At 67.4% G+C, this 18,080-nt stretch carries 21 protein-coding genes and 2 pseudogenes; 11 read left to right on the top strand and 12 right to left on the bottom strand.

Annotation, left to right across the window (positions count from 1 at the left end):
- Positions 1–105 precede the first annotated feature (105 nt).
- Entirely contained in the window at positions 106–519 is a 414-nt protein-coding gene (locus AC5W7N_RS29985) for a hypothetical protein (protein WP_194992503.1), read from the bottom strand.
- Between the two features lie 309 nt (positions 520–828).
- Here AC5W7N_RS29985 and AC5W7N_RS29980 point away from each other — a divergent pair, with 309 nt between their 5' ends.
- The 4 genes from AC5W7N_RS29980 (at position 829) to AC5W7N_RS29965 (ending at position 5,279) form a co-directional block, all read left to right on the top strand.
- Complete coding sequence (locus tag AC5W7N_RS29980) at positions 829–2,658, top strand: sensor histidine kinase (protein ID WP_194992504.1); 1,830 nt, start codon at positions 829–831, stop codon at positions 2,656–2,658.
- Between the two features lie 81 nt (positions 2,659–2,739).
- Positions 2,740–4,338, top strand: a complete 1,599-nt coding sequence (locus AC5W7N_RS29975; RefSeq protein ID WP_228815376.1) for a protein kinase domain-containing protein — start codon at positions 2,740–2,742, stop codon at positions 4,336–4,338.
- A 192-nt stretch (positions 4,339–4,530) separates the two neighbouring features.
- Positions 4,531–4,941 (top strand): hypothetical protein, encoded by a 411-nt coding sequence (locus AC5W7N_RS29970; protein ID WP_195007131.1) that lies wholly within the window; start codon positions 4,531–4,533, stop codon positions 4,939–4,941.
- Positions 4,848–5,279 (top strand): aromatic-ring hydroxylase C-terminal domain-containing protein, encoded by a 432-nt coding sequence (locus AC5W7N_RS29965; RefSeq protein WP_462747236.1) that lies wholly within the window; start codon positions 4,848–4,850, stop codon positions 5,277–5,279. The genes AC5W7N_RS29970 and AC5W7N_RS29965 overlap by 94 nt, the downstream gene beginning before the upstream one ends.
- 177 nt (positions 5,280–5,456) lie before the next feature.
- Here AC5W7N_RS29965 and AC5W7N_RS29960 read toward each other — a convergent pair whose 3' ends face one another.
- Positions 5,457–6,218: a VOC family protein gene (locus AC5W7N_RS29960; protein ID WP_495924210.1), complete on the bottom strand. Its 762-nt coding sequence runs from the start codon at positions 6,216–6,218 to the stop codon at positions 5,457–5,459.
- Here AC5W7N_RS29960 and AC5W7N_RS29955 point away from each other — a divergent pair.
- Positions 6,183–6,305, top strand: a complete 123-nt coding sequence (locus tag AC5W7N_RS29955; protein WP_495924265.1) for a hypothetical protein — start codon at positions 6,183–6,185, stop codon at positions 6,303–6,305. The genes AC5W7N_RS29960 and AC5W7N_RS29955 overlap by 36 nt on opposite strands.
- Positions 6,306–6,431: 126 nt before the next feature.
- Here AC5W7N_RS29955 and AC5W7N_RS29950 read toward each other — a convergent pair whose 3' ends face one another.
- Together AC5W7N_RS29950 and AC5W7N_RS29945 are read right to left on the bottom strand one after the other, a co-directional pair.
- A complete protein-coding gene (locus AC5W7N_RS29950; RefSeq protein WP_495922510.1) occupies positions 6,432–6,782 on the bottom strand; it encodes a WYL domain-containing protein in 351 nt (116 codons plus the stop codon).
- Positions 6,783–6,839: 57 nt separating this feature from the next.
- Positions 6,840–6,890: pseudogene (locus tag AC5W7N_RS29945) on the bottom strand (hypothetical protein); the annotation flags it as partial.
- A gap of 246 nt (positions 6,891–7,136) precedes the next feature.
- On the opposite strand from AC5W7N_RS29945, the gene AC5W7N_RS29940 reads away from it, so the two are divergent.
- A complete protein-coding gene (locus AC5W7N_RS29940) occupies positions 7,137–7,592 on the top strand; it encodes a helix-turn-helix transcriptional regulator (RefSeq protein ID WP_195007132.1) in 456 nt (151 codons plus the stop codon).
- 426 nt (positions 7,593–8,018) lie between these two features.
- Complete coding sequence (locus AC5W7N_RS29935; protein WP_194989615.1) at positions 8,019–8,183, top strand: hypothetical protein; 165 nt, start codon at positions 8,019–8,021, stop codon at positions 8,181–8,183.
- A gap of 18 nt (positions 8,184–8,201) precedes the next feature.
- On the opposite strand, the gene AC5W7N_RS29930 is transcribed toward AC5W7N_RS29935, so the two are convergent.
- Positions 8,202–8,675, bottom strand: a complete 474-nt coding sequence (locus AC5W7N_RS29930) for a MarR family winged helix-turn-helix transcriptional regulator (protein WP_194989616.1) — start codon at positions 8,673–8,675, stop codon at positions 8,202–8,204.
- 112 nt (positions 8,676–8,787) lie between these two features.
- On the opposite strand from AC5W7N_RS29930, the gene AC5W7N_RS29925 reads away from it, so the two are divergent.
- From AC5W7N_RS29925 to AC5W7N_RS29910, 4 genes are all read left to right on the top strand, one after another.
- A complete protein-coding gene (locus tag AC5W7N_RS29925) occupies positions 8,788–9,921 on the top strand; it encodes a GDSL-type esterase/lipase family protein (protein ID WP_495922509.1) in 1,134 nt (377 codons plus the stop codon).
- Positions 9,854–11,083, top strand: coding sequence for an SDR family NAD(P)-dependent oxidoreductase (locus AC5W7N_RS29920; protein ID WP_324197298.1), 1,230 nt, complete (start codon positions 9,854–9,856; stop codon positions 11,081–11,083). The genes AC5W7N_RS29925 and AC5W7N_RS29920 overlap by 68 nt, the downstream gene beginning before the upstream one ends.
- A 19-nt stretch (positions 11,084–11,102) precedes the next feature.
- Positions 11,103–11,576, top strand: coding sequence for a MerR family transcriptional regulator (locus AC5W7N_RS29915; protein WP_495922507.1), 474 nt, complete (start codon positions 11,103–11,105; stop codon positions 11,574–11,576).
- A gap of 240 nt (positions 11,577–11,816) precedes the next feature.
- Positions 11,817–12,248: a hypothetical protein gene (locus AC5W7N_RS29910; RefSeq protein ID WP_495922505.1), complete on the top strand. Its 432-nt coding sequence runs from the start codon at positions 11,817–11,819 to the stop codon at positions 12,246–12,248.
- A 64-nt stretch (positions 12,249–12,312) separates the two neighbouring features.
- On the opposite strand, the pseudogene AC5W7N_RS29905 reads toward AC5W7N_RS29910, so the two are convergent.
- From AC5W7N_RS29905 to AC5W7N_RS29875, 7 genes and pseudogenes are all read right to left on the bottom strand, one after another.
- Positions 12,313–12,507: pseudogene (locus AC5W7N_RS29905) on the bottom strand (hypothetical protein); the annotation flags it as partial.
- A 161-nt stretch (positions 12,508–12,668) separates the two neighbouring features.
- Positions 12,669–13,358, bottom strand: coding sequence for a DUF5753 domain-containing protein (locus tag AC5W7N_RS29900; protein ID WP_495922503.1), 690 nt, complete (start codon positions 13,356–13,358; stop codon positions 12,669–12,671).
- Between the two features lie 298 nt (positions 13,359–13,656).
- Positions 13,657–14,088, bottom strand: a complete 432-nt coding sequence (locus AC5W7N_RS29895; RefSeq protein WP_194989620.1) for a hypothetical protein — start codon at positions 14,086–14,088, stop codon at positions 13,657–13,659.
- A gap of 227 nt (positions 14,089–14,315) precedes the next feature.
- Positions 14,316–15,119: a class I SAM-dependent methyltransferase gene (locus AC5W7N_RS29890; RefSeq protein WP_495922501.1), complete on the bottom strand. Its 804-nt coding sequence runs from the start codon at positions 15,117–15,119 to the stop codon at positions 14,316–14,318.
- 352 nt (positions 15,120–15,471) lie between these two features.
- On the bottom strand, positions 15,472–16,071 hold the full coding sequence (locus AC5W7N_RS29885; protein ID WP_194989622.1) for a hypothetical protein: 600 nt from the start codon (positions 16,069–16,071) through the stop codon (positions 15,472–15,474).
- A gap of 1 nt (position 16,072) precedes the next feature.
- Positions 16,073–16,753 (bottom strand): hypothetical protein, encoded by a 681-nt coding sequence (locus tag AC5W7N_RS29880; protein WP_495922499.1) that lies wholly within the window; start codon positions 16,751–16,753, stop codon positions 16,073–16,075.
- Positions 16,754–16,866: 113 nt separating this feature from the next.
- On the bottom strand, positions 16,867–18,048 hold the full coding sequence (locus tag AC5W7N_RS29875) for a DUF4192 domain-containing protein (protein ID WP_495922497.1): 1,182 nt from the start codon (positions 18,046–18,048) through the stop codon (positions 16,867–16,869).
- Positions 18,049–18,080: the final 32 nt, after the last annotated feature.

The raw sequence follows: 18,080 nt of genomic DNA, 5'->3' as shown, positions 1-18,080 counted from the left end.
TCTTTTTCGTCGCTGGCTGTGTTGTGGGTGGTGGTGCTGGTCGGTCCGCGCTGAGCGTCGCCGCGGAGCACTGTCGGAGCCGATCGTGCCCCGCTGGGCAGACGGTCAACGCATCGCTGGATCGGTCACCAATGCCGAGCTACCGGCGCCGGCGAGGGCGGCGTCCACGGCGTCCAGCAGCGGGTTTGCCGGGAGGATTTCGACGTTCATCCCGTCAACGCGTCTGTCGCAGTAGACCTGGATCCACACCTGCCCGGTCTCGTGCACCGGGTACACCTGGGACCGTGAGGTGTTGGCGGGTACGTCGAACCTGGGGTGTTGGATCCCGCCGTCGCGGAGATAGAGTGCGCAGTCCTCGGCGCCGGCGCCGTCGGCGTGGACGGTGATCTTGACCTTCTCCCGCCCGCCGACGGCGTCGAATCCAATCGCTGCGGCCCCGGCCGATGGGCCGGTGAGCAGCATCGGCGCGGCTGCGATGGCGACTGCGGTGGCGAGGGTTCCGAGCATTCTGGCGTTCATGATTTCTCCTGGGGAGTCCGAAATGTGCTGCAACCCAGTGTGTGGATTGACGCGTCGCTGGTCCTCCGTGCTGGCACGGGTTCCTGGCCGGGGTGGCACGTAAATGCCTGCGTGCATGCGGCGGGCTGCGAGTGCCGCTCGTGCTTCGCAAGTCTCTCGCTGCGCGGGCGGATCGAGACCGTCGCCGAGGTGCTGGTCGCACGGAGCGGGATACCCGGGCTCGCACGGAAGATTTCGGTGCCTGCACGGTGGAGCGTGGCTGCCAGGTGGGCAAGACTGGATGTCGACCGGGTGATGGTAGGACGGGCGATGAGTCGTCGGGCGCTGGTAGTGACGGTGGTTGCCACTGTGGCGGTTGGGGTCGCCGTCATTGTGGCGGTGGACTGGTCCGATCGGGCAGTCCACGATCCGGCGCGGGCTTTGCTGCTGGGGCCGCGAGAAGCGTTCGTGGCGGCGCAGGGCCCGAATCCGCCGGTGTTCGGGGTGGTCGAGCTCGGGTTGTTCCTGTGCGCCGGGTTGTCGTTCGTGGTGTCCGGGACTCTGGCATGGCGCACCCGGCCGGAGATGCTCACCGGACCGCTGATCGCGGTGGCCGGTGTGTTGTGGCTGCTGGGCGGAATCCGTCGCGCGAGTGACCCGGTGCTGTTCACGGCCGGGGTTCTGCTCACCAATCTGTATCTGCCGGTATTGATCCAGATGGTCCTCGGTTTCCCGTCCGGGCGGCTGCGTCGCCGCTGGAAGCGCTGGTTCGTGGGTGCCGCCTGGCTGCTCGCGACGGTCGGCGTCGCGGCCGAATGGTTGTTCTTCGATCCTCGGCTCGCCCCGAGTACCTACCCATCCACCTCGATCAACCTGCTGCTCATCCGCGATGTGCCGGCCCTGGCCGAGCCGATCCAGCTGGGCGCGGGCGCGCTCGCCCTTTTCATGGGTGCGGCGCTGCTCGGGGTGATCGGGTATCGCTGGTGGGCCGGTTCGGCGGCGTTTCGCGCGGGGTATACGCCACTGGCGGTCGCCTGTCTGCTGTCGGCGGCGGTCACCATCTGGCTGTTGCTCGGCGCCGCGCGGTTCCCGGGCTGGCAGGCCGGATGGGCCAATGACCTGCGGTATCCGACCACGGCGCTGCTGCCGATCGCCGTCGTCTGGGGTCTGGTCCGGTATCGGCTGGCCAAGGCCGCCATCAGTGACGCGATGGTCGAGATCGGTAACGCCCCGATCGAGGAGAGCTTCGTCGGCGCGCTGCGACGCGCCTTGCGCGACCCCACACTGGTGCTGTGGACCTTTGACTCCGAGCGCGGCACCTATGTGGACGAGCACGGGTCACCGCGCGCGCTGCCGCGCGGGAGCGGTCCGCGGGCGGCGACTGTGCTTGAACGTGACGGAGTTCCGGTCGGTGCGCTCGTCTACGACGAGACGTTGCGAGCCCAGCCGGAGCTGCTGGCCGCGGTGCGCGGAGCCACCGTGCTCGCGTTGGAACATGCCCGGCTACAACAGGAATTACGCGCGCAACTGGTCGAGGTGCGCCGGTCCCGGGAACGCATCGTCACCGCGGGCGACGCCCAGCGCCGGCGCCTCGAACGCGATCTGCACGACGGCGCGCAGCAGCGCCTGGTCGCCGCCGAACTGTTGCTGCGGCGCGCCCAGCGCGCCCCGGATGGTGAACGGTTGCGCGCACTGCTCTCCGACGGCGCCACCGAACTTGCGACGGCGCTGACCGAACTACGTGAGCTCGCCCGCGGGGTGTATCCGCCGGTGCTGGCCGAAAGTGGCATCGCCGCGGCGCTGCATTCACTGGCCGAGCGTGCCCCGTTGCCGGTCGAGATCCACGACGGCCTGCGGTCGCGGCCACCGGCCGGCGTCGAGCTCGCGGCCTATTTCATCGCCGCCGAAGCGGTGGCCAACAGCTGTAAGCATGCCGCGGCGCGGCTGATCGCCATCGAGTTGCGCTGCGACGGTGCCGCCCTGTCGCTGGTCATCGCCGACGACGGCGTCGGCGGTGCCGTCATCGCCCCTGGCGGCGGGCTCAGCGGCCTGAGCGATCGCACCGCCGCACTCGGCGGCACGCTCACTGTCGACAGCCCGGCAGGCGGGGGCACCCGGATCACCGCCGTCCTGCCCGTGGACCCCGACCCGACGTCCTGACTCCGGCCCGGCAGGCGGTTTCCCGACCTGCGCGAACGTAGTTCAATGGAGATGGGCCGCCGTGAAGGATGGTGGTTGGCGATGGAGACCGGGCAGTTGACGACCGGCAGCCTCTTCGCGGGATACCGGATCGAAGGGCTGCTCGGTACCGGCGGCATGGGGACGGTGTATCTCGCGGCGCATCCGCACCTGCCGCGCCAGGTCGCGTTGAAGGTCCTGCACACCGGCCCCGCAGTCGATGAGTCCCTGCGCGCGCGCTTCGAACTGGAAGCCGACCACGCCGCCCGGCTCGAGCATCCGAATATCGTGGCCGTCTACGACCGTGGGCACGTCGCGGACCGGTTGTGGATCGCCATGCAGTACGTGCCGGGCACGACCGCCGCCGAGTTGGTGCGCACCGGGCCGGTACGGCCGGGGCGGGCGCTGCACATCGTCAGCGAGATCGGGCGGGCACTCGACTACGCGCACCACCGCGGTGTGCTGCACCGCGATGTGAAGCCGGCGAATATCCTGCTCGGTCCGCCGCCGGGCCCGAACGAACCCGAACGCGTCCTGCTCGCCGACTTCGGCATCGCCAAAGCGCTGGACGACGCCACCGGGCTGACCCGCACCGGCATGTTCGTCGCGAGCCTGGAATACGCCGCGCCGGAACAGTTCGGCGACAGCGCCATCGATGATCGATGCGATATCTACGCGCTCGGGTGCACCTTCTACGCGCTGCTCATCGGCCGCCCGCCGTATTCCGGCCGCAGCCTCGCGCAACTGTGGCAGGCCCACAGTCGTGGCCCGATCCCCAGGCCCAGCCGGGGCCGGGACGGCATTCCCGCGCGCCTGGACCCCGTGGTGGCCCGAGCGCTCGCGAAAACACCCGGGGAGCGGTATCGGACCTGCCGAGCATTCGTGGCCGCTGCCGCCGAGGCACTCGGGATCGAACCGGCCGTCGTGCCCGACGCCGTGTCGACGGACGCCGATCCGACGCGATTCGACTCGCTGCGCGCCTCGCCCGAGCGGCGCGATACTCCGCTGCGGGTCGTGCTCGCTGACGATTCGGCCCTGCTGCGGGGCGGGGTCGTGCGGCTGTTGCGGGATGAGGGCATCGATGTGGTCGGCGAAGCCGGTGACGCGCCGACGCTGCTGCGCATGGTCGACGAGCATCGGCCAACGGTGGCGGTGGTCGACATCCGGATGCCGCCGACCCACACCACCGAAGGCATCGATGCGGCGATGGCCATCCGCAGCGATTTTCCCGGCACCGCCGTGCTGCTGTTGTCCCAGTACGTCGAGACCGAGCACGTGTCGAGCCTGATCGCGGCCGGCACCGCGGGACTGGGATACCTGCTCAAGGATCGGGTCTCCGACATCGACGAATTCGTCGGTGATCTGCGTCGGGTCGCCGACGGCGGGTGCGCCATCGACCCGAGCGTCATCAGCCGTATGGTGGCTCGCCCGCATCGGGAGCAGCGCCCGATCGACGGACTGTCCGAACGCGAACGGGAAGTGCTCGCACTGATGGCCGAAGGCCGATCGAACAAGGCGATCGGCGCGGCCCTGTTCCTCGGCGAACGCACCGTCGAGGCGCATGTGCGGGCGATCTTCGTCAAACTCGGGCTGCATCCCGAACCCGACGACCACCGGCGCGTGCTCGCGGTCCTCGAGCACCTGCGCTCGGCGAACGCGTGAACACCCGGCACGGTATGCCGGTGCGATACCGGGTGTTCAACGATCGATCAGGCCACGCTGCCGGTCAGGGGTGCGATCAGCCCCGGTAGCCCGACACACCATCCCGACACTGCTCCCGGGGCTGCCGCGGGCGGTGCCGTCACCAGCGGTGCCGGGACGCTGGTCGCGACAGTCCATCCGAACCCGGGGGCGGTGACCAGGCACGACCAGACCTCTCCCGCGGGTGCGCTGACAGTGCCGTCGAACGGCGCTAGCGGCGGCCCCGGAGTCACCGACGGCGCGGCCGCCGCCAGCGCCATACCGGACATCATCAATGGCGCAGCCAAAACCGTTGCCACTGCGACACGTTTCATGGTGGTTTTCATCGTGATCTCCTTTGTTTCCGGCGCCGATGCCGCCGGGCGAATGATCCAGCGAATGCTGGTCACGAAGAATTCTTTCCGGCTGGCCGATCAGCGGATACCGTGCTGCCACGGAGCGCGGTCCGTGCGGCCTCGGGTCGAGTACCTATGGGTCACCGCCGTCGCGGCGGGTCTATCGACCGGCGAAGGTCGAGAGGAGCATCTCGACACCGCTTTCGAACCGAGACCGCTCATCGCCTGATCGTTTCCAGTGTCTCCGCCCTGCCCTGTGACGACGCTGGACTGCTGGCGGCCGGAGGCATGAGAGGGGCAGCGACTTCGGGGCCGAGCTGGGCAAATTCCGCAACCGGGTGGGCCGATCGCGTCGACTACCTCGACGTCCGCCTCGACCCCGCGCTCACGATGAACACGTGGAAACTATCCGCATTCGGCGCGGTTCCCGTGTGCGACGCCACATTCGTCCGACCCGACGGCCACGTTGCCCGGGTCAACCCGGTCGGCATCCCCATCGACCCCGACGCACCGACCGCCGCCCTCGACTGGTGGCCGGGCGTACCCACCGACCCGGCTACCGCCTGAACCCGAAGCCCCGAATCACATAGGGGACTGCGGTACCGCGCCGGATCGTCCAGGGCCGACCCCGGTGACGCAGGTCCTTCGACCAAGCCGAGGGACAACACCACGTCGCAGTGGATTCGCACGCCCGCGATGTGACTGGGCCCCGCGCTCACACGCGGCACTCGGTCGGGGCGGCGGTCAGTCGTGGCTGGTGAAGAAGTCCTCAACGGTGGCTACGGCGGCCGGGCGTGAATCGAAGTGCTCGAAATGCCCGGCGTCGGGCGGGATTGCCCAGCGCACCTCAGAATGTACTGGTGGTAGGGGAGTACGGCTGGTGATTTCCTTGGCCGGCCTCCGGATTCGGCTGCGCGGCAGCGGGGTGACAGGGGTGCCGAGGCGGATACGGGAGGTGAGCATGCACGCGCAGGCCAGCAGGATCCAGCGATCCGCGCTGCGAGTGCTCCATCGCCGCTCGCCGACCAGTGCGTCCCAAACCAGAACGGCGTCCCACCCGGCTTGCACGGCAGTGTGAGCGCAGCGGGCGAGCAAGCGGGACTCGGCGAAATCTCCGAAGTTGGGGATCGTGAATGCGAACCGGATCTCGCTGCCCGGCCGGACACCGGTCGCCGTGGTGTGGTCGTTACGGCGATCACTGTGTGCTGCCATCGAACGCTCCCTTCCCTGCGATGACCGGCCCGCCGTATTGCCGGACGTCATGGAGCGGGCGTCAGCGGTGAGCCGGAGGGAGGGTTCTTGCGGGTTCGGGTTGAGGCAGATCGGCGTCCCTTCAGGATCGAGAACGATCTGCCAGGGCGGCTGGCCTTCCCAGTTGGGGGCGCGGCCGGGCTGGAAGTCGGGCACGGTGGCTCCGAGCTGGACGGCGCGCTCGATGGCGCTGGTCAGGTCGTCGACGGAGAGGTGGAGATGGACGCGTTTTGGGGTGCGCGGGTGGCGGGCCAGCGCGGAGGCGTGTGGCCGGTGACGGCGCCGAAGCACAGTGTGGTGTGCCCGTCGCCGACCATCGCGTACTCCTCGCTGCACTCCTAGATGGCCGGCGCAACAGCTCGGAGTAGAACTCGGCCAGCACCGGCGGCCGAGCGGCGTCGATAGCGATGCAGGTGAGGTGAATCATGTGGGGTCCCTTCTCGTCGGCTGGGGTTGGTTCGCGGCGGATCAGTGGTCGTCGGGGAGTGCTGCCATGGCTCGTTCGGCGAGTCGGCGTAGTAGTGGGGCGAGTTCGGGTGGGTCGAGCAGGGTGTAGGGAATGGGGAGGACGGCGAGTTGGGCGGCGAGGTATTCGGGGGTGTCGGGGTAGGTGGTGAGGAGACAGGTGTTGTCGTCGGCGGGTTCGAGGATGCCTTGGCGGGCGCTGAGCCGGTGTTGGGCGTGGGTGAGGGGCTCGTGCAGCAGGACGCGGGCTTGACGGACACCGGCCGTACGGCGCGGTGATCGAGTCAGCCAGGCGGCCGCGTCCATGCCGTCGGGCAGTTCGCGGGCGGGCACGCGGACGCCAGTGCGGTGCACGGTGGTGATGCGGTCGAGCCGGAAGGTTCGCCAGTCACCGCGGTCGTTGTCGAAAGCGATGAGATACCAGCGGGTTCCGGCGGCGACTAGCCGGTGTGGTTCGGCCAGTCGTTTGGTGGGCTCGGCACCGGGTTTATCCCCACAGGCGGCCAGCGCAGCGAACGCCAGAACGGATCGTGAGAGCTGGCGTGAGCGGCGACGATTTCCGCCGAGGCCTCGGGGCGCCGAAGGTCCGGTCGAGGTAGGTGGCGAACACCAAGGGCCAGCCGTGCGAGACCGGCGAGCCTGCTGGACATTTGCTCAACACTCGCTACAGTTCGGGTCTGCATCTTCCGCCGCCGTACCGGGTAAGCGGTGATGAAGGTGGTGGTGTGGGTGTTGAGGAGGTCGGGGTTGGTCGAGGGGGCGAGCTTCAGTGACCGTTTCACTGCGTTGCTCACCGCTTGGGAGCATCAAACCGGCCAGCATCTGGGTAACCAAGATATTGTCGAGCTGCTCGACGATGTGGGTTGCAAGCTATCGGCAACGTATGTTTCGCAGCTCAGAAACGGGCATCGGCAACATCCCTCTTCTCGGGTGGTGCAGACACTGGCCACGGTGTTCGGCGTCACTGCCGCCTACTTCTATCACCCGGACCGGCCCGACGAGACTCGCTCGGACACGGCCATTTGCGCAGAGCTCGCCGACCAGCGACTACGCCAACTCCTCAGGATTGCCGTCGACCTGTCGCTACGCAGCCAGCAACTGTTGGTCGACATGGCCGACCGGCTGCGCCGCGCCGAAGGCTGTCTCGACAACACTGAATGGTGACCGAGTTACCCTGTCGGGCAGGGGTACTGGACCCTTCTGTCGATCTGACTGCGGTAGGTCCGCAGCGACGAACCGCGCGGCACACTCGGTTCCGGTCGAGCCGCCGCCCATTGGGGCAACCGCCGTGGGATTGGTCGAGCCCGTACCGAGAGCCAGATGCTCTAGCAGGGCAGTACCTGCGCGGATTCGCATGCTATGCGAGCTAACGACATTCGGACACTGCGGCCTCTGTTTCAGCTCTTGGCATGCAACGCGCAAGTACGGTGCCACAGTTCGAGCGAGCCACAGCGCATTCCCGTCGAATACGAGCGCCGAGGCACCGTCTGGCAGGCACGCGGACAACAGCCCGCATCGAGATGAACGAACACCCTGCACATCTAACCGAAAACGGTTGTGAGCCCCTATGACCTGCCGTCATGAGGATGTTTGCATCTGCGCCCAGTTCTGCGCCCGGACCCGAACCATGAATTGCGGCTGCCGGCCATCGTCGTCAACCTCAACGACCAGCTCCGCGAAGCCACCGAACGCGGCTGGCTCGGCGAAGTCGACGGCCTCCGGATAAGTCTGAACACTGCCGTCCAAAACTGCTGAGGCGGGAACCGGTTTCGGCTATTCCGAGACCTGAGCCGCGCCCGGCGCGGTGGCGTCACGGATGATGCGAAGGCTCGCGGTGAGGTCGGCGAGCTGCTTCGGGGTGAGCAGTTTGGTGAACCATCTGTCCACACCCTCGAGGTAGGCGGGCAGCACCTGGGCCACACGGGCGGCGCCGGCGGCGGTGAGGACGGCGTAGGAGCTGCGGCGGTCGTGCGGGTCTGGCTCACGCCGGACGAATTTGTTGCGCTCCAACCTGTCCACCAGCCGGGTGACGCCGCTGGTGGACAGGTTGGTCTGGGTGGCCAGATCGGTCATGCGCAGCTTGCGGCCCGGTGAGCGGCTCAGGCGCATCAGGGCGTTGAGATCGAGGCCGGAGAGTCCGTTGCTCTTCCAGGTGGCCTCGAGGCGGGCGACTAGCCCGTCGTGCGCCTCGTAGAGCAGGCCGACGGCGGTCAGTCGCGGATCGTCGAAGAGTTTTTCGGTGTCCACGTGAGCAGCCTAAACCAAGAAGTTTCCGCGAGGATAGTTGACACGAGGAATACATGCGCTCTAGGTTCTTGCCTACGCAATATTCCGCGCAGCAACTAAATGGAGGTTCTCGATGTCGACGCAACACTGGGTGGCCGGATTCCGTGCGCCGCTGGTGAATCCGGCCGAGCAGATCCGGCTCGCCGAGCCGCGTGCATTCGCCGGGCAGACCCTGCGACAGGTGGTGCGCCTGGCCGGCGGCGGGCAGCAGCTGCGGGTGCGGCTGACCAATCGCTACTCGGATCGGGAATTGGTCATCGGCGCGGCTGCCGTGGCGGAACGCAAGGCCGGCAACGAGATCGTCGCCGAGACTGCTGCCGAGGTCCGGTTCGCCGGCTCCGCACGGGTGCGGGTGCCCGCCTTCGGCGACGTGGTCAGCGATCCGATCGACCTGCCGGTGGCCGCCGGGACGCACCTGGCGCTGAGCCTGTATCTGCCCGAGCCCACCGGGCCCGCCGCCTTCGCCCATATGCCGGTGGATACCGCGTGGATCGTGCCGGGTGATCAGGTCACCGCGCAGGCGCTGTCGGACGCCGAGGAAAGCACCTCGCGGTTCTTCCTCACCGGGGTGGACGTACTCGCCGAAGATGCGCCCCCGGTGCTGGTCGCCTTCGGAGATTCCTGGTTCGAGGGCGTCGGCTCCTCGCACGGCGAAAACCGGCGCTCGGTCGACCAGTTCAACGAGCGGTTACATCGCGGCTGGGCGGTGAACCAGGGCATCGGCGGAAATCGCCTGCTCACCGATCAGATCGGTGAGCGTGGCCTGACCAGGTTCGCGCGCGATGTCCTGTCGGTGCCGGGTGTCGCGGCGGTGTGGGCCAACTTCGGCATCAACGACCTGATCTTGGACGAACACACCGCGACCGCCGCGGACATGATCGCCGGCTACACCGAACTGGCCGAGCTGGCGCACGAGGCCGGATTGCCGATCTACATCAACACCATCGGCCCGTTCGGCGGCGCGATCTACCCCGGACTCAATATCGCCGATGGCATTCCGGTGCGACGGGAACTGAACGACTGGCTGCGCGGCACCGATGTCTTCGACGCCGTGTTCGATGTGGCCGCGGCGGTAGAGGACCCGGCCCGGCCGAATTTCATCCGCCCCGAATTCGACAACGACGGTATGCATCTCAACGATGCGGGGCATCGCGCCATCGCGGCCGCCTTCGATCTGTCGGTGCTGCCCGCCGGGTTCGGCAAATGATGGGCACCCCGGCGCGCTCGGCGATGCCGCGAATGCGCTTGTCACGCCTCCCGAGTTCGTGTGCGCCACGACGATCACGGACGTCGGCCGCATCGTCGCGTTCCGCGAACTTGCCGACGACTGCCACCTGCGCCGGTATATCGCCGAACGCAGCGGCGCGCTTGCCCGGCGTGTATTGCGCCGAGACCGAGATAGTCGCCCAGTGGATCGAGCGGGCGGACCGCTCGTCGCCTCCCGAGCCCGAGCACGGCTTGCTTTCGAGCGCGCTCGAAGCCCTAGCGTCGGAGTCATGACCGAGATGAGCGAGACGAAGACATGGATAATCACCGGCGCGAGTTCGGGTCTCGGCCTGGCGCTCGCCGAAACGGCACTCGCCGCCGGCGAGCAGGTGGTCGGGACCGCGCGCCGGATCGACCGCTTCGACGGGCTGCAGGCGCGATATGGGGAACGGCTGCTCGCCATCGAGCACGATGTGCGCGACACATCGGGAGCGGACGCGGTCGTGCGGCGGGCGCTGGGGGTGTTCGGGCGCGTCGATGTGCTGGTCAACAATGCCGGTGCCGGACAGGTCGGCGCGGCCGAAGAGATCACTGATGCCGCGTTACGGGCCATGCTCGAGCAGCATCTGTTCGGTCCGGCCGCCTATGTTCGTGCCGTGCTGCCCCACCTGCGGGAGCGTGGTTCGGGTGCGATCGTGCAGATGAGCAGCCAGGGCGGGCGGATGTCGTTTCCTGCCGTTGGCAGCTACTCGGCCGGCAAGTTCGCGCTCGAGGGCTGGTCGGAGGCGCTCGCGGGGGAGATCGCGCCGTTCGGCATCCGCGTTCTCATCGTCGAGCCCAGTCGCTTCCGCACCGCCTTCAACGCAGCGGACGTGCTCAACACGGCCCAGCAGAGCTCGGTCTACGAGGATGCGATCGGTGCTGTGCGCGCGAACATGGCCGAGGCCGACGGCATTCAGGAGGGCGACCCGGTACGCGCGGCCCAGGTGATCCGCGACATGCTCGACACCCCGGAGGCGCCGCTCCGGCTCCCGCTCGGTGCCGAGGCGGTTCGCAATCTCACCCGCGTGTACCGCGGCGCACTCGACGACGTCGAGAAATGGGCGTCGGTGAGCGAGTCGGCAGACTTCCCGGGCCTGCCGCCCGCGGTGCGCGCGTTCTGATCGCCGTACGTTGTCGGCCATGGCCACTGAAGCGCTGATCGAACGCATCCTCGCTGCCAGCGACGGGCCATCCTCGTCGCCGATCGCTGCGCTGCACGGGCTGCTCGACGATGCCACGATCGAGGACTCGGCGAGGCCGACGAGTGTCGCCGAGGCGGCCAGGCTCGTCGGCCTGTCGGCGCACACCCTCCGGTACTACGAGCAGGAGGGACTCGTGCGGCCGGCTCGTAATGCCTCTGGGTACCGCGAGTACTCCGCGTTCGACCTGCGCCGCCTCGTCTTCCTCACCCGGATGCGCGTGTCGGGCATGACCATGGCCGATCTCAAGCGCTACATCCTGCTCGTCGAGCAGGGCCCGAGCAGCATCCCCGAACGCCGCCGCATCATGCTCGACCAGCAACACCGAATCATGCGGCAGATCCGTGAGCTCGGCCTGGCGCTGGAGATCACCGAGTACAAAATCGGCGTCTACGACGGACACCCGGAAGGCTGACACCCGCCGCCGCTTACCCGAGAGCCCGCCGATCACAGCCCACCCAGTTGATAGATGCCGTCCTCATCGGCTCGCTGACTCACAGCGCGCCGGCGATGGATCTGAGTTCGTTTCCGACAATCACTTTCGAACACAGGAGGAACCGCGGCCAAGGGCCGCCGTCACTTCGGTGCGGGCCTCCAACTCGGATATCAGCATCGAGCCCGCTCCTCCTCCAATTCTCGACATCAGAAAGCAGTCATGAATACCTCGCTGATCTCGCCGTTCATGAGCATCCTGCTCGGGGCGACCATCCTCTCGGTGGTCACCATCGCCTTCGGCGGCGCATTCCTCCTCCGCGTCTTCACCGGCGCTCACGACACCAACGACTTGCAGAAATCGTTCTTCCGCGCCGGCCACGCGCATGCCGGGGTGCTGGTCATGCTCGGCCTGCTGCTGGCCGTCCTCGGCAACGCGACGGGTGCGAGCAGCGGCTGGGCCGATGGCGGCGCGATCGCCGTCCTGGCTGCCGCCATCCTGATGCCGCTCGGCTTCTTCCTCTCGGTGCTCGGCCGCGAACCGCAGCGGCCGAACCGGATGATCGTCAGCGTCTGGCTGGGTGCGACGCTGCTGATGGCCGGGCTGCTGGTGTCGGGAATCGCGACGCTCGTCGCCGGGATCAACCGGATCTGAAGGGCGCGAAGAGATTCGGATCCCTCCACGATCCGACGCTGACAACACGACAGGGCGGTCGGTCCTAGTAAGTTGTCAATCCATATTGTTCGCTCGTCTCGCGTACTTCCGGATGGATGCTCGGTACGCCGAGGGTGGTGCGGTGGTCGGTTGCGTCGCCGGTGGCGATCGAGAGGAACTTGACCCAGGCGTGGGCAGGGACGGCGATGATCGGCCGCAGGGCTTCGTTGCCCCGATGTTTGCTGTCGCGGATGAGTACTTCCTCGCCCTCGAACCGTACCTCGACGCACGCATTTCCGTGATCGGAGAAGCTGGCCTTTTACCAGCCGGTGGACCCGGACGCTGCTGGTTCGCAAGCGTTCGTATCCAGTACTTTACCCACGCGCGTAGTCCTTGATGAGGGCCAGCGAATCGGCTGCACTAAGGGTCTGCCGGAGAGCGGCTTCGAACGCATAGGCGAGCTTGTTGACCTCGCTCTCGTCCTCGATGATGGTTGCCCTCGTCGGGGTCTCGGACCATCCGAGCGTAAGAAGCTGTTGGTGGGGTGTCGAAGTCCAGCAGATGGAAGGTCGAGCCGCCAAGGGCGGTGCCTTCCGCTGCGGTGAACGGGATGATTCGGACTTGGATGGTGTCCGGCCGGCCCCCCAGTAGCTCGATGAGGTGATTCAACTGCTCTCGCAGGGCTGCAGGGCCTCTCGTTTGCTGGATCAGGGCCGCCTGACTGAATACGGCAACGGGGTGGAGCAAGTCGTCATCGGTGAGCCGACCTTGCCGCTGCATCCGCACGGCGAGATGCCGCTCGACTTCGAACGGCCGGATCATGGTGTTGGCGCCGATGATGGTCCGCGCGTATCCCTCGGATTGCAGCAGGCCGGGGATGAGGAGGCGGTTGTTGGCGCGGATGCTGTGGGCGCCGTATTCGAGTCCGTAGAGGCGTTGCATCTCGGGGCGGATCAGTGCGGGGTACTTCAGCCACCATCCGCGGTTGCTGGTCGCCAGTTCGCGGATGTTGACCCGATCGCCGCGCCGGCGCGAATAGCGGCGGCTCAGGGGCGCTGGCCACCGGGTATGCCCCCGTATGGAACCTCCGCGGAATCCGGTACGCACCATCGGCCGGTAGCGACCCAACCATCGCCCGGTCCCACGCCACCTCAGTACGTGGCTTCGTATCCGACCGAATCCGGGTCGCCAGGACGGGAGTGCAGTCGGGCGTTTCGATCCAGGCTCGAATCTGCAGACCAGGAGCGGCTTGGTCCGCACATCGTGGATATGCGCCGTCCTTCGGGACCACGAAACCGTTCTGTGGCTTCACCTCACATGAACGAATCATCGGCCAGCGGCTGCGCCGCCGCCGGCGCCCGATGGTCCAGACGTGACTGCATCGAGGGGCACCATCCGGCACGATGTTTCAGATGACACCGATCACGCCTGTGCCGGCCGCGCTGGCCTGCCGGCACAACTGACGCTCGTGGGCTCGCAGTGCGGCGCGCCAGTCGGCATCGGCTGCCTCGCAATCGTAGTAGCCGAAGCAGGAATCGACCTGGCCGCCGTCGGGCCCGGTCAGACACCAGCCGAACACTTCCCCGGCAAGCCATTGCCGATAGATGTCGACCTCGACGCGGGCGATGTCGACGTTCTCGGCCAGCGCGTACCAGACCAGCCAATCCGATTGCCAGGCTGTGGCATACCCGCTGCCGACGAACAGCCGGTACGGGCTGCCCGTGATGGCCCGCCACATCGCGTAGCCACGAACCACCGCATCGCAATCCCCGTCGTGCTGATCGAGGAGATGCGCCACCGCTCGCGCGTGTGGCGCGCTGCTCGCCGCGATCTCGTTCACGGCGGTACCCCCATCTCGGCTCATCAGCAGCGCGCGATTGCCGTCCCAACTGCGAGGGCATTCGGCGTCCGGATCGCGTAGAAAGCGCACGCGGTAGGCGCGGCCGTCGCCGACCGAAACCTCGACAGGCTCATGAACATCCATAACCACGGGTCTCCTCGATCAGATCGCAGTGAAGCCGGCGCACTCAATCGCGGCCAGCGTGCTAGCTGGCTACGCACTCGTGCTCAGGCGGCCCAGGACTCTGGCGTCGCGGGCGGGGAAGGCTCGTGTGCGCTGGCGAGGGTGGTGAAGTCGCTGGTGACGACTTCGGTGGCGACGGTCGGGTGGTGCCAGTTGTCGCGGTAGCCGCTGGTGTCGATTCCGCAGCTGGGATCGAGGGTGATGCCCGTGGCGGCGTGGAAACGCTGGCACTCCGCATCAGCGCACCCGTCGTGCATCCGAGGCTGGCCGCTGTAGCGAAACGGAGCCGAGGACTGCGGAATCAGGAAAACGCCGTGGCGAGCCACCCGTGCTGCGATCGTGATCGTGTGGTACTCGAAACGCGGCCCATGATAGCCCGGAGCATCGCTGCTGCGGGCGACCGCGCCGAAGGGCGGGTTGGCGATCGCGGTGTCGAACAACGGCATCCGCTCCAGGTGCGCGCGCAACAGATCACCGCACAACCACCGCGCCTCGGGCAGCACCTTCCGGCCCACCCGCACGAACACAGGGTTGCGTTCCACACACACCAGGTCCCGAACGGGTTCGCCGTTGGCCCGGCCCCACAGATCTCGGCACGCGAACGCCAGCTGGCCGATTCCCGCCCCCAGATCGATCAGACGACGACCCACCACCTCGATCGACATATCGCGCGCCAACCTGGCCGGAGTGAAGAACGCCCCCACCGCGGATTGACCGCTGACACTGGATTCCTGAAAGTTGGCCAGAACGAACAACTTCTCGTCCTCACACAACTCGCGCCGCAGCGCCACCAACGCGCACGCCTCACGATGCGCAGCAGCCGCGCGTTTAGACAACTTGCCCACCATCGACCTCCTGCTCGTAGATGTTTGGGATGACCGCAGATACGTCCCTCTCAGAGGGCCTCGACCGCCGACCGAACTCTGCAGCACGGGGGGTCGAACAGCGTGGTGCAACCCGGCACAGGCGTTGTGGGGATGATGAACGATCGCCCGTGCGGTGGCCGGACAGCTGGCCTACTCCCGGCCAGATCACCCCCGGGGCGCCGACGACTGTGAGTGCCAGTCGAGGCCGCTGGTGTTCAGGCGGGAACTGGAAATTCCGCGCCTGCGGGCGCGGTTTGCGCGGCCTACAGGCGGCGCCCCCAGCGAGACTGCGGGTTTCGCGCTCGCATTCAGGGCCGTTGCCTGACTTTTTGTCTCAGGCCGCCGCGGGGCGGTCGGTAGGGTGTGCGAATCGGCAGGTGACGGGTTCGTCGTGGTGACGGCCGCGGCAGGCGATGCCGGTCAGGGTCCGGTCGCGGACCGCGAGTTTCTGACGGGTCCAGTTCTCGAGATCGTCGATCTCGGAGGCGGCGATCGCCTCGTAGTGGACCTCGACAGATCCCAGCGCATCCAGCGCCGGAAACCCGGCGAGCTTCCACATGCGCACATACAGCCCGAACGCGACGGTGTTCAAAGGAGCTGAGTGACTGGCCTGCACCAGCGACAGCGCCACCTCGGCCGCGGTCGCAAGCGTGGTGTCGGAGCAAGCGGCAACCCGGTCGAGCAGTTCACGACAGTGCGATCGGTAGACGAACTCCCGGCTCATCAGGTCATGGGTCGGCGCCAAGAGCCCGAAGCTGTGATGCAGCACGTCACGGTGACGGCGATGGCGCCGCTGCGCACCGTGGATCTCGTCCTCGGCCCAGTTGAACTGGTCGAAGGTGACGTCCATGGTGCTGGCGAATTCGGCGCCGGCCGCACCGAACAAGCCAGCGAACGCTTCGATGATCGATCGTGGCGGTGTTCGCAGACCCATATCACTCCCCTCGTTGTGGCAGACTGCAGCGGGCCGTTTCGCCCGCTTCGGCTGCCGCGTCGTGCTGGTTATGCGCACCTGCCCGGTCGGCGGTGATCGCCGCGACGATGTCGCCGATCGCCTTGGGAATCGAGGACTTCGGGATCGCCCGAGCGACCCGGTCGATCTCATCGCCGGTCAAGGCAGTGCCCGCCCAGTGCGCGATCTGATCGACGGTGATCAGGGGCCAGACTCGGCCGAGATCGTCGGCGCCGACATCGTGATAGGGCCATTCGGGCAGGTCGGGCCGTCGGGTGCGCGCAGCAGCCAGGCCCCGGGCGAGGTTGACGCGTTCACCGCGGCCGAGCTCTGTCAGGTCGTCGGCGAGCCGGCCGGTGTCGTGGTCTGCGTCACTGGGCACGGCGTCATAGACGGCGCCGTCGTTGACGTAGACCCGGCAGCGCCGCGCCTGGTCGAGCGCGCTGGTGTCGACCTGGACCACGGCGGCCCCGTCGATCGTGCTGATCCAGGCATCGACGCGGAGCCACCGCTGCTCGGCCACGGTGAGTTCGAGCTGTGCCGGAATGTGACTGTAGGCGCGCCAGCGGACCAGCCCGGCACGCAGGGCAGCTGTGCGGCGGCGCAGTCGGTGCCCACCCCGGCGTCGGCCTGCGCCCCGGTCTGGTCTGATGTCGAACTTCATGACGTAACTCCTTGCGGTAGACAGCTGTTCAGACTCGCCCGGCCACGTGTCGGGGCAGGCGACGAGCTGTTCGTTAACGGGAGTGGGTCCGGCCAGGGCGTTCCGCCGGCGTGTCAGGCCGACGACTGGGGGATCTCGACGCCCAGGGCGGCTGCTATTCGTGCCGATTTGTGGGCCAACCGCAGCAGCTTCTGCGGTGGGATCGCGATCTCGATCGCTGCATCCAGGAGGACCGCGATCTCGTAGTGAGGGCCGGCCTCGAGGGCGATGCCGACGGCGATCGACGCGAGGACCGTATCGCCCCGGACAGCGGCGAAGTAGGCGAGTAGGACGGCTGCATGTGCCCGGTCGGGTCCAGTGAGCCCGCGAACGAGCATCACCCACGTCGCCTCAGCCACCGCGGCGCGGGCGGTGTTCGCTACCGCGAACAAACAATCGCGCACGCTGCTATCGGCGATCAACCCGGCCAAGCAAGCCAGTTGCACAGCACTCAACCGACGTTCGTCCTGGCAGCAGCCGAGCAGCTCGAGCGCCGCACGCAGACTCTGCCGAGCCGAATGCTCCGATACGTCATGCGCTGCTGATCGCCGGCGCCCCGGTACGCGAGAATCGGGGTCACCAGCAGAGGCGTTGTGCTTGCGGATTTGCTCGATCAGCTGGCGGTCAGGTGCCAGAGATTGCACCACTGCTTCCCGGCTGGATTGCACCTCCTGGCCGCGCTCGGTACGTTCGCGCGTGGCCGGATCATGCAACGGGTCCCCGATTAGACCGCGCTCGGGTGAACCACACAACGTGAACCATTCGGCGCTGGCGATGATGTCGCTGATACCCCAGACCGCGACCAATGATGGCGGACCGGCATCGAATCCCTCGACCAACGCATCGACGAGTTCACGATGCGCCGCCGAGCCCAGCTCGGCGGAATCGGGGCTGGCGAGCCGGTCGTCGACAATGAGCGCAGCGACAGCGGAGGCGTTCACGTTCGTGGCCAGACGCCGCGCGTCGGCCAACGCGGTGGCCGACGGCACCTCCAACGGCCAAGTGACAAATAGAGGCTGCACCCGTTGGGGCTGCTCATCCGGTGCCGGCGCTACGGTCATGAGCAACACCAGACGTCGGCGCGGCCAGTACCCCAGCGCACCCGGAACAGACGCGATCAACCGCGCGGGCACGAAGAAACAATCCAGATCGACTTGCATCAAATGTCCTTTCAGAGATGAGGCGCTGACGGCGCAAGCAGCGGCCCGACAGACCGACATGGGAGATCGGGACCATTCAGAGTCGTTCGTGGCCATATCTGTTCGTCAGCAGGCCGGGGAGCATGGGT

The sequence above is a fragment of the Nocardia sp. CDC519 genome, assembly GCF_059509835.1.
The sequence above is the reverse complement of the archived record's forward strand: the minus strand, read 5'-3'. Positions and strand labels throughout refer to the sequence as shown.

What these genes read in the sequence shown, in the direction of transcription:
- AC5W7N_RS29985 (WP_194992503.1), bottom strand. Translation starts at nt 519, where the DNA reads ATGAACGCCAGAATGCTCGGAACCCTCGCCACCGCAGTCGCCATCGCA.
- AC5W7N_RS29980 (WP_194992504.1), top strand. Translation starts at nt 829, where the DNA reads ATGAGTCGTCGGGCGCTGGTAGTGACGGTGGTTGCCACTGTGGCGGTT.
- AC5W7N_RS29975 (WP_228815376.1), top strand. Translation starts at nt 2,740, where the DNA reads ATGGAGACCGGGCAGTTGACGACCGGCAGCCTCTTCGCGGGATACCGG.
- AC5W7N_RS29965 (WP_462747236.1), top strand. Translation starts at nt 4,848, where the DNA reads ATGGGTCACCGCCGTCGCGGCGGGTCTATCGACCGGCGAAGGTCGAGA.
- AC5W7N_RS29955 (WP_495924265.1), top strand. Translation starts at nt 6,183, where the DNA reads ATGGACGCGTTTTGGGGTGCGCGGGTGGCGGGCCAGCGCGGAGGCGTG.
- AC5W7N_RS29925 (WP_495922509.1), top strand. Translation starts at nt 8,788, where the DNA reads ATGTCGACGCAACACTGGGTGGCCGGATTCCGTGCGCCGCTGGTGAAT.
- AC5W7N_RS29920 (WP_324197298.1), top strand. Translation starts at nt 9,854, where the DNA reads ATGCGGGGCATCGCGCCATCGCGGCCGCCTTCGATCTGTCGGTGCTGC.
- AC5W7N_RS29915 (WP_495922507.1), top strand. Translation starts at nt 11,103, where the DNA reads ATGGCCACTGAAGCGCTGATCGAACGCATCCTCGCTGCCAGCGACGGG.
- AC5W7N_RS29910 (WP_495922505.1), top strand. Translation starts at nt 11,817, where the DNA reads ATGAATACCTCGCTGATCTCGCCGTTCATGAGCATCCTGCTCGGGGCG.
- AC5W7N_RS29900 (WP_495922503.1), bottom strand. Translation starts at nt 13,358, where the DNA reads ATGGTGCGTACCGGATTCCGCGGAGGTTCCATACGGGGGCATACCCGG.
- AC5W7N_RS29890 (WP_495922501.1), bottom strand. Translation starts at nt 15,119, where the DNA reads ATGGTGGGCAAGTTGTCTAAACGCGCGGCTGCTGCGCATCGTGAGGCG.
- AC5W7N_RS29885 (WP_194989622.1), bottom strand. Translation starts at nt 16,071, where the DNA reads ATGGGTCTGCGAACACCGCCACGATCGATCATCGAAGCGTTCGCTGGC.
- AC5W7N_RS29880 (WP_495922499.1), bottom strand. Translation starts at nt 16,753, where the DNA reads ATGAAGTTCGACATCAGACCAGACCGGGGCGCAGGCCGACGCCGGGGT.
- AC5W7N_RS29875 (WP_495922497.1), bottom strand. Translation starts at nt 18,048, where the DNA reads ATGGCCACGAACGACTCTGAATGGTCCCGATCTCCCATGTCGGTCTGT.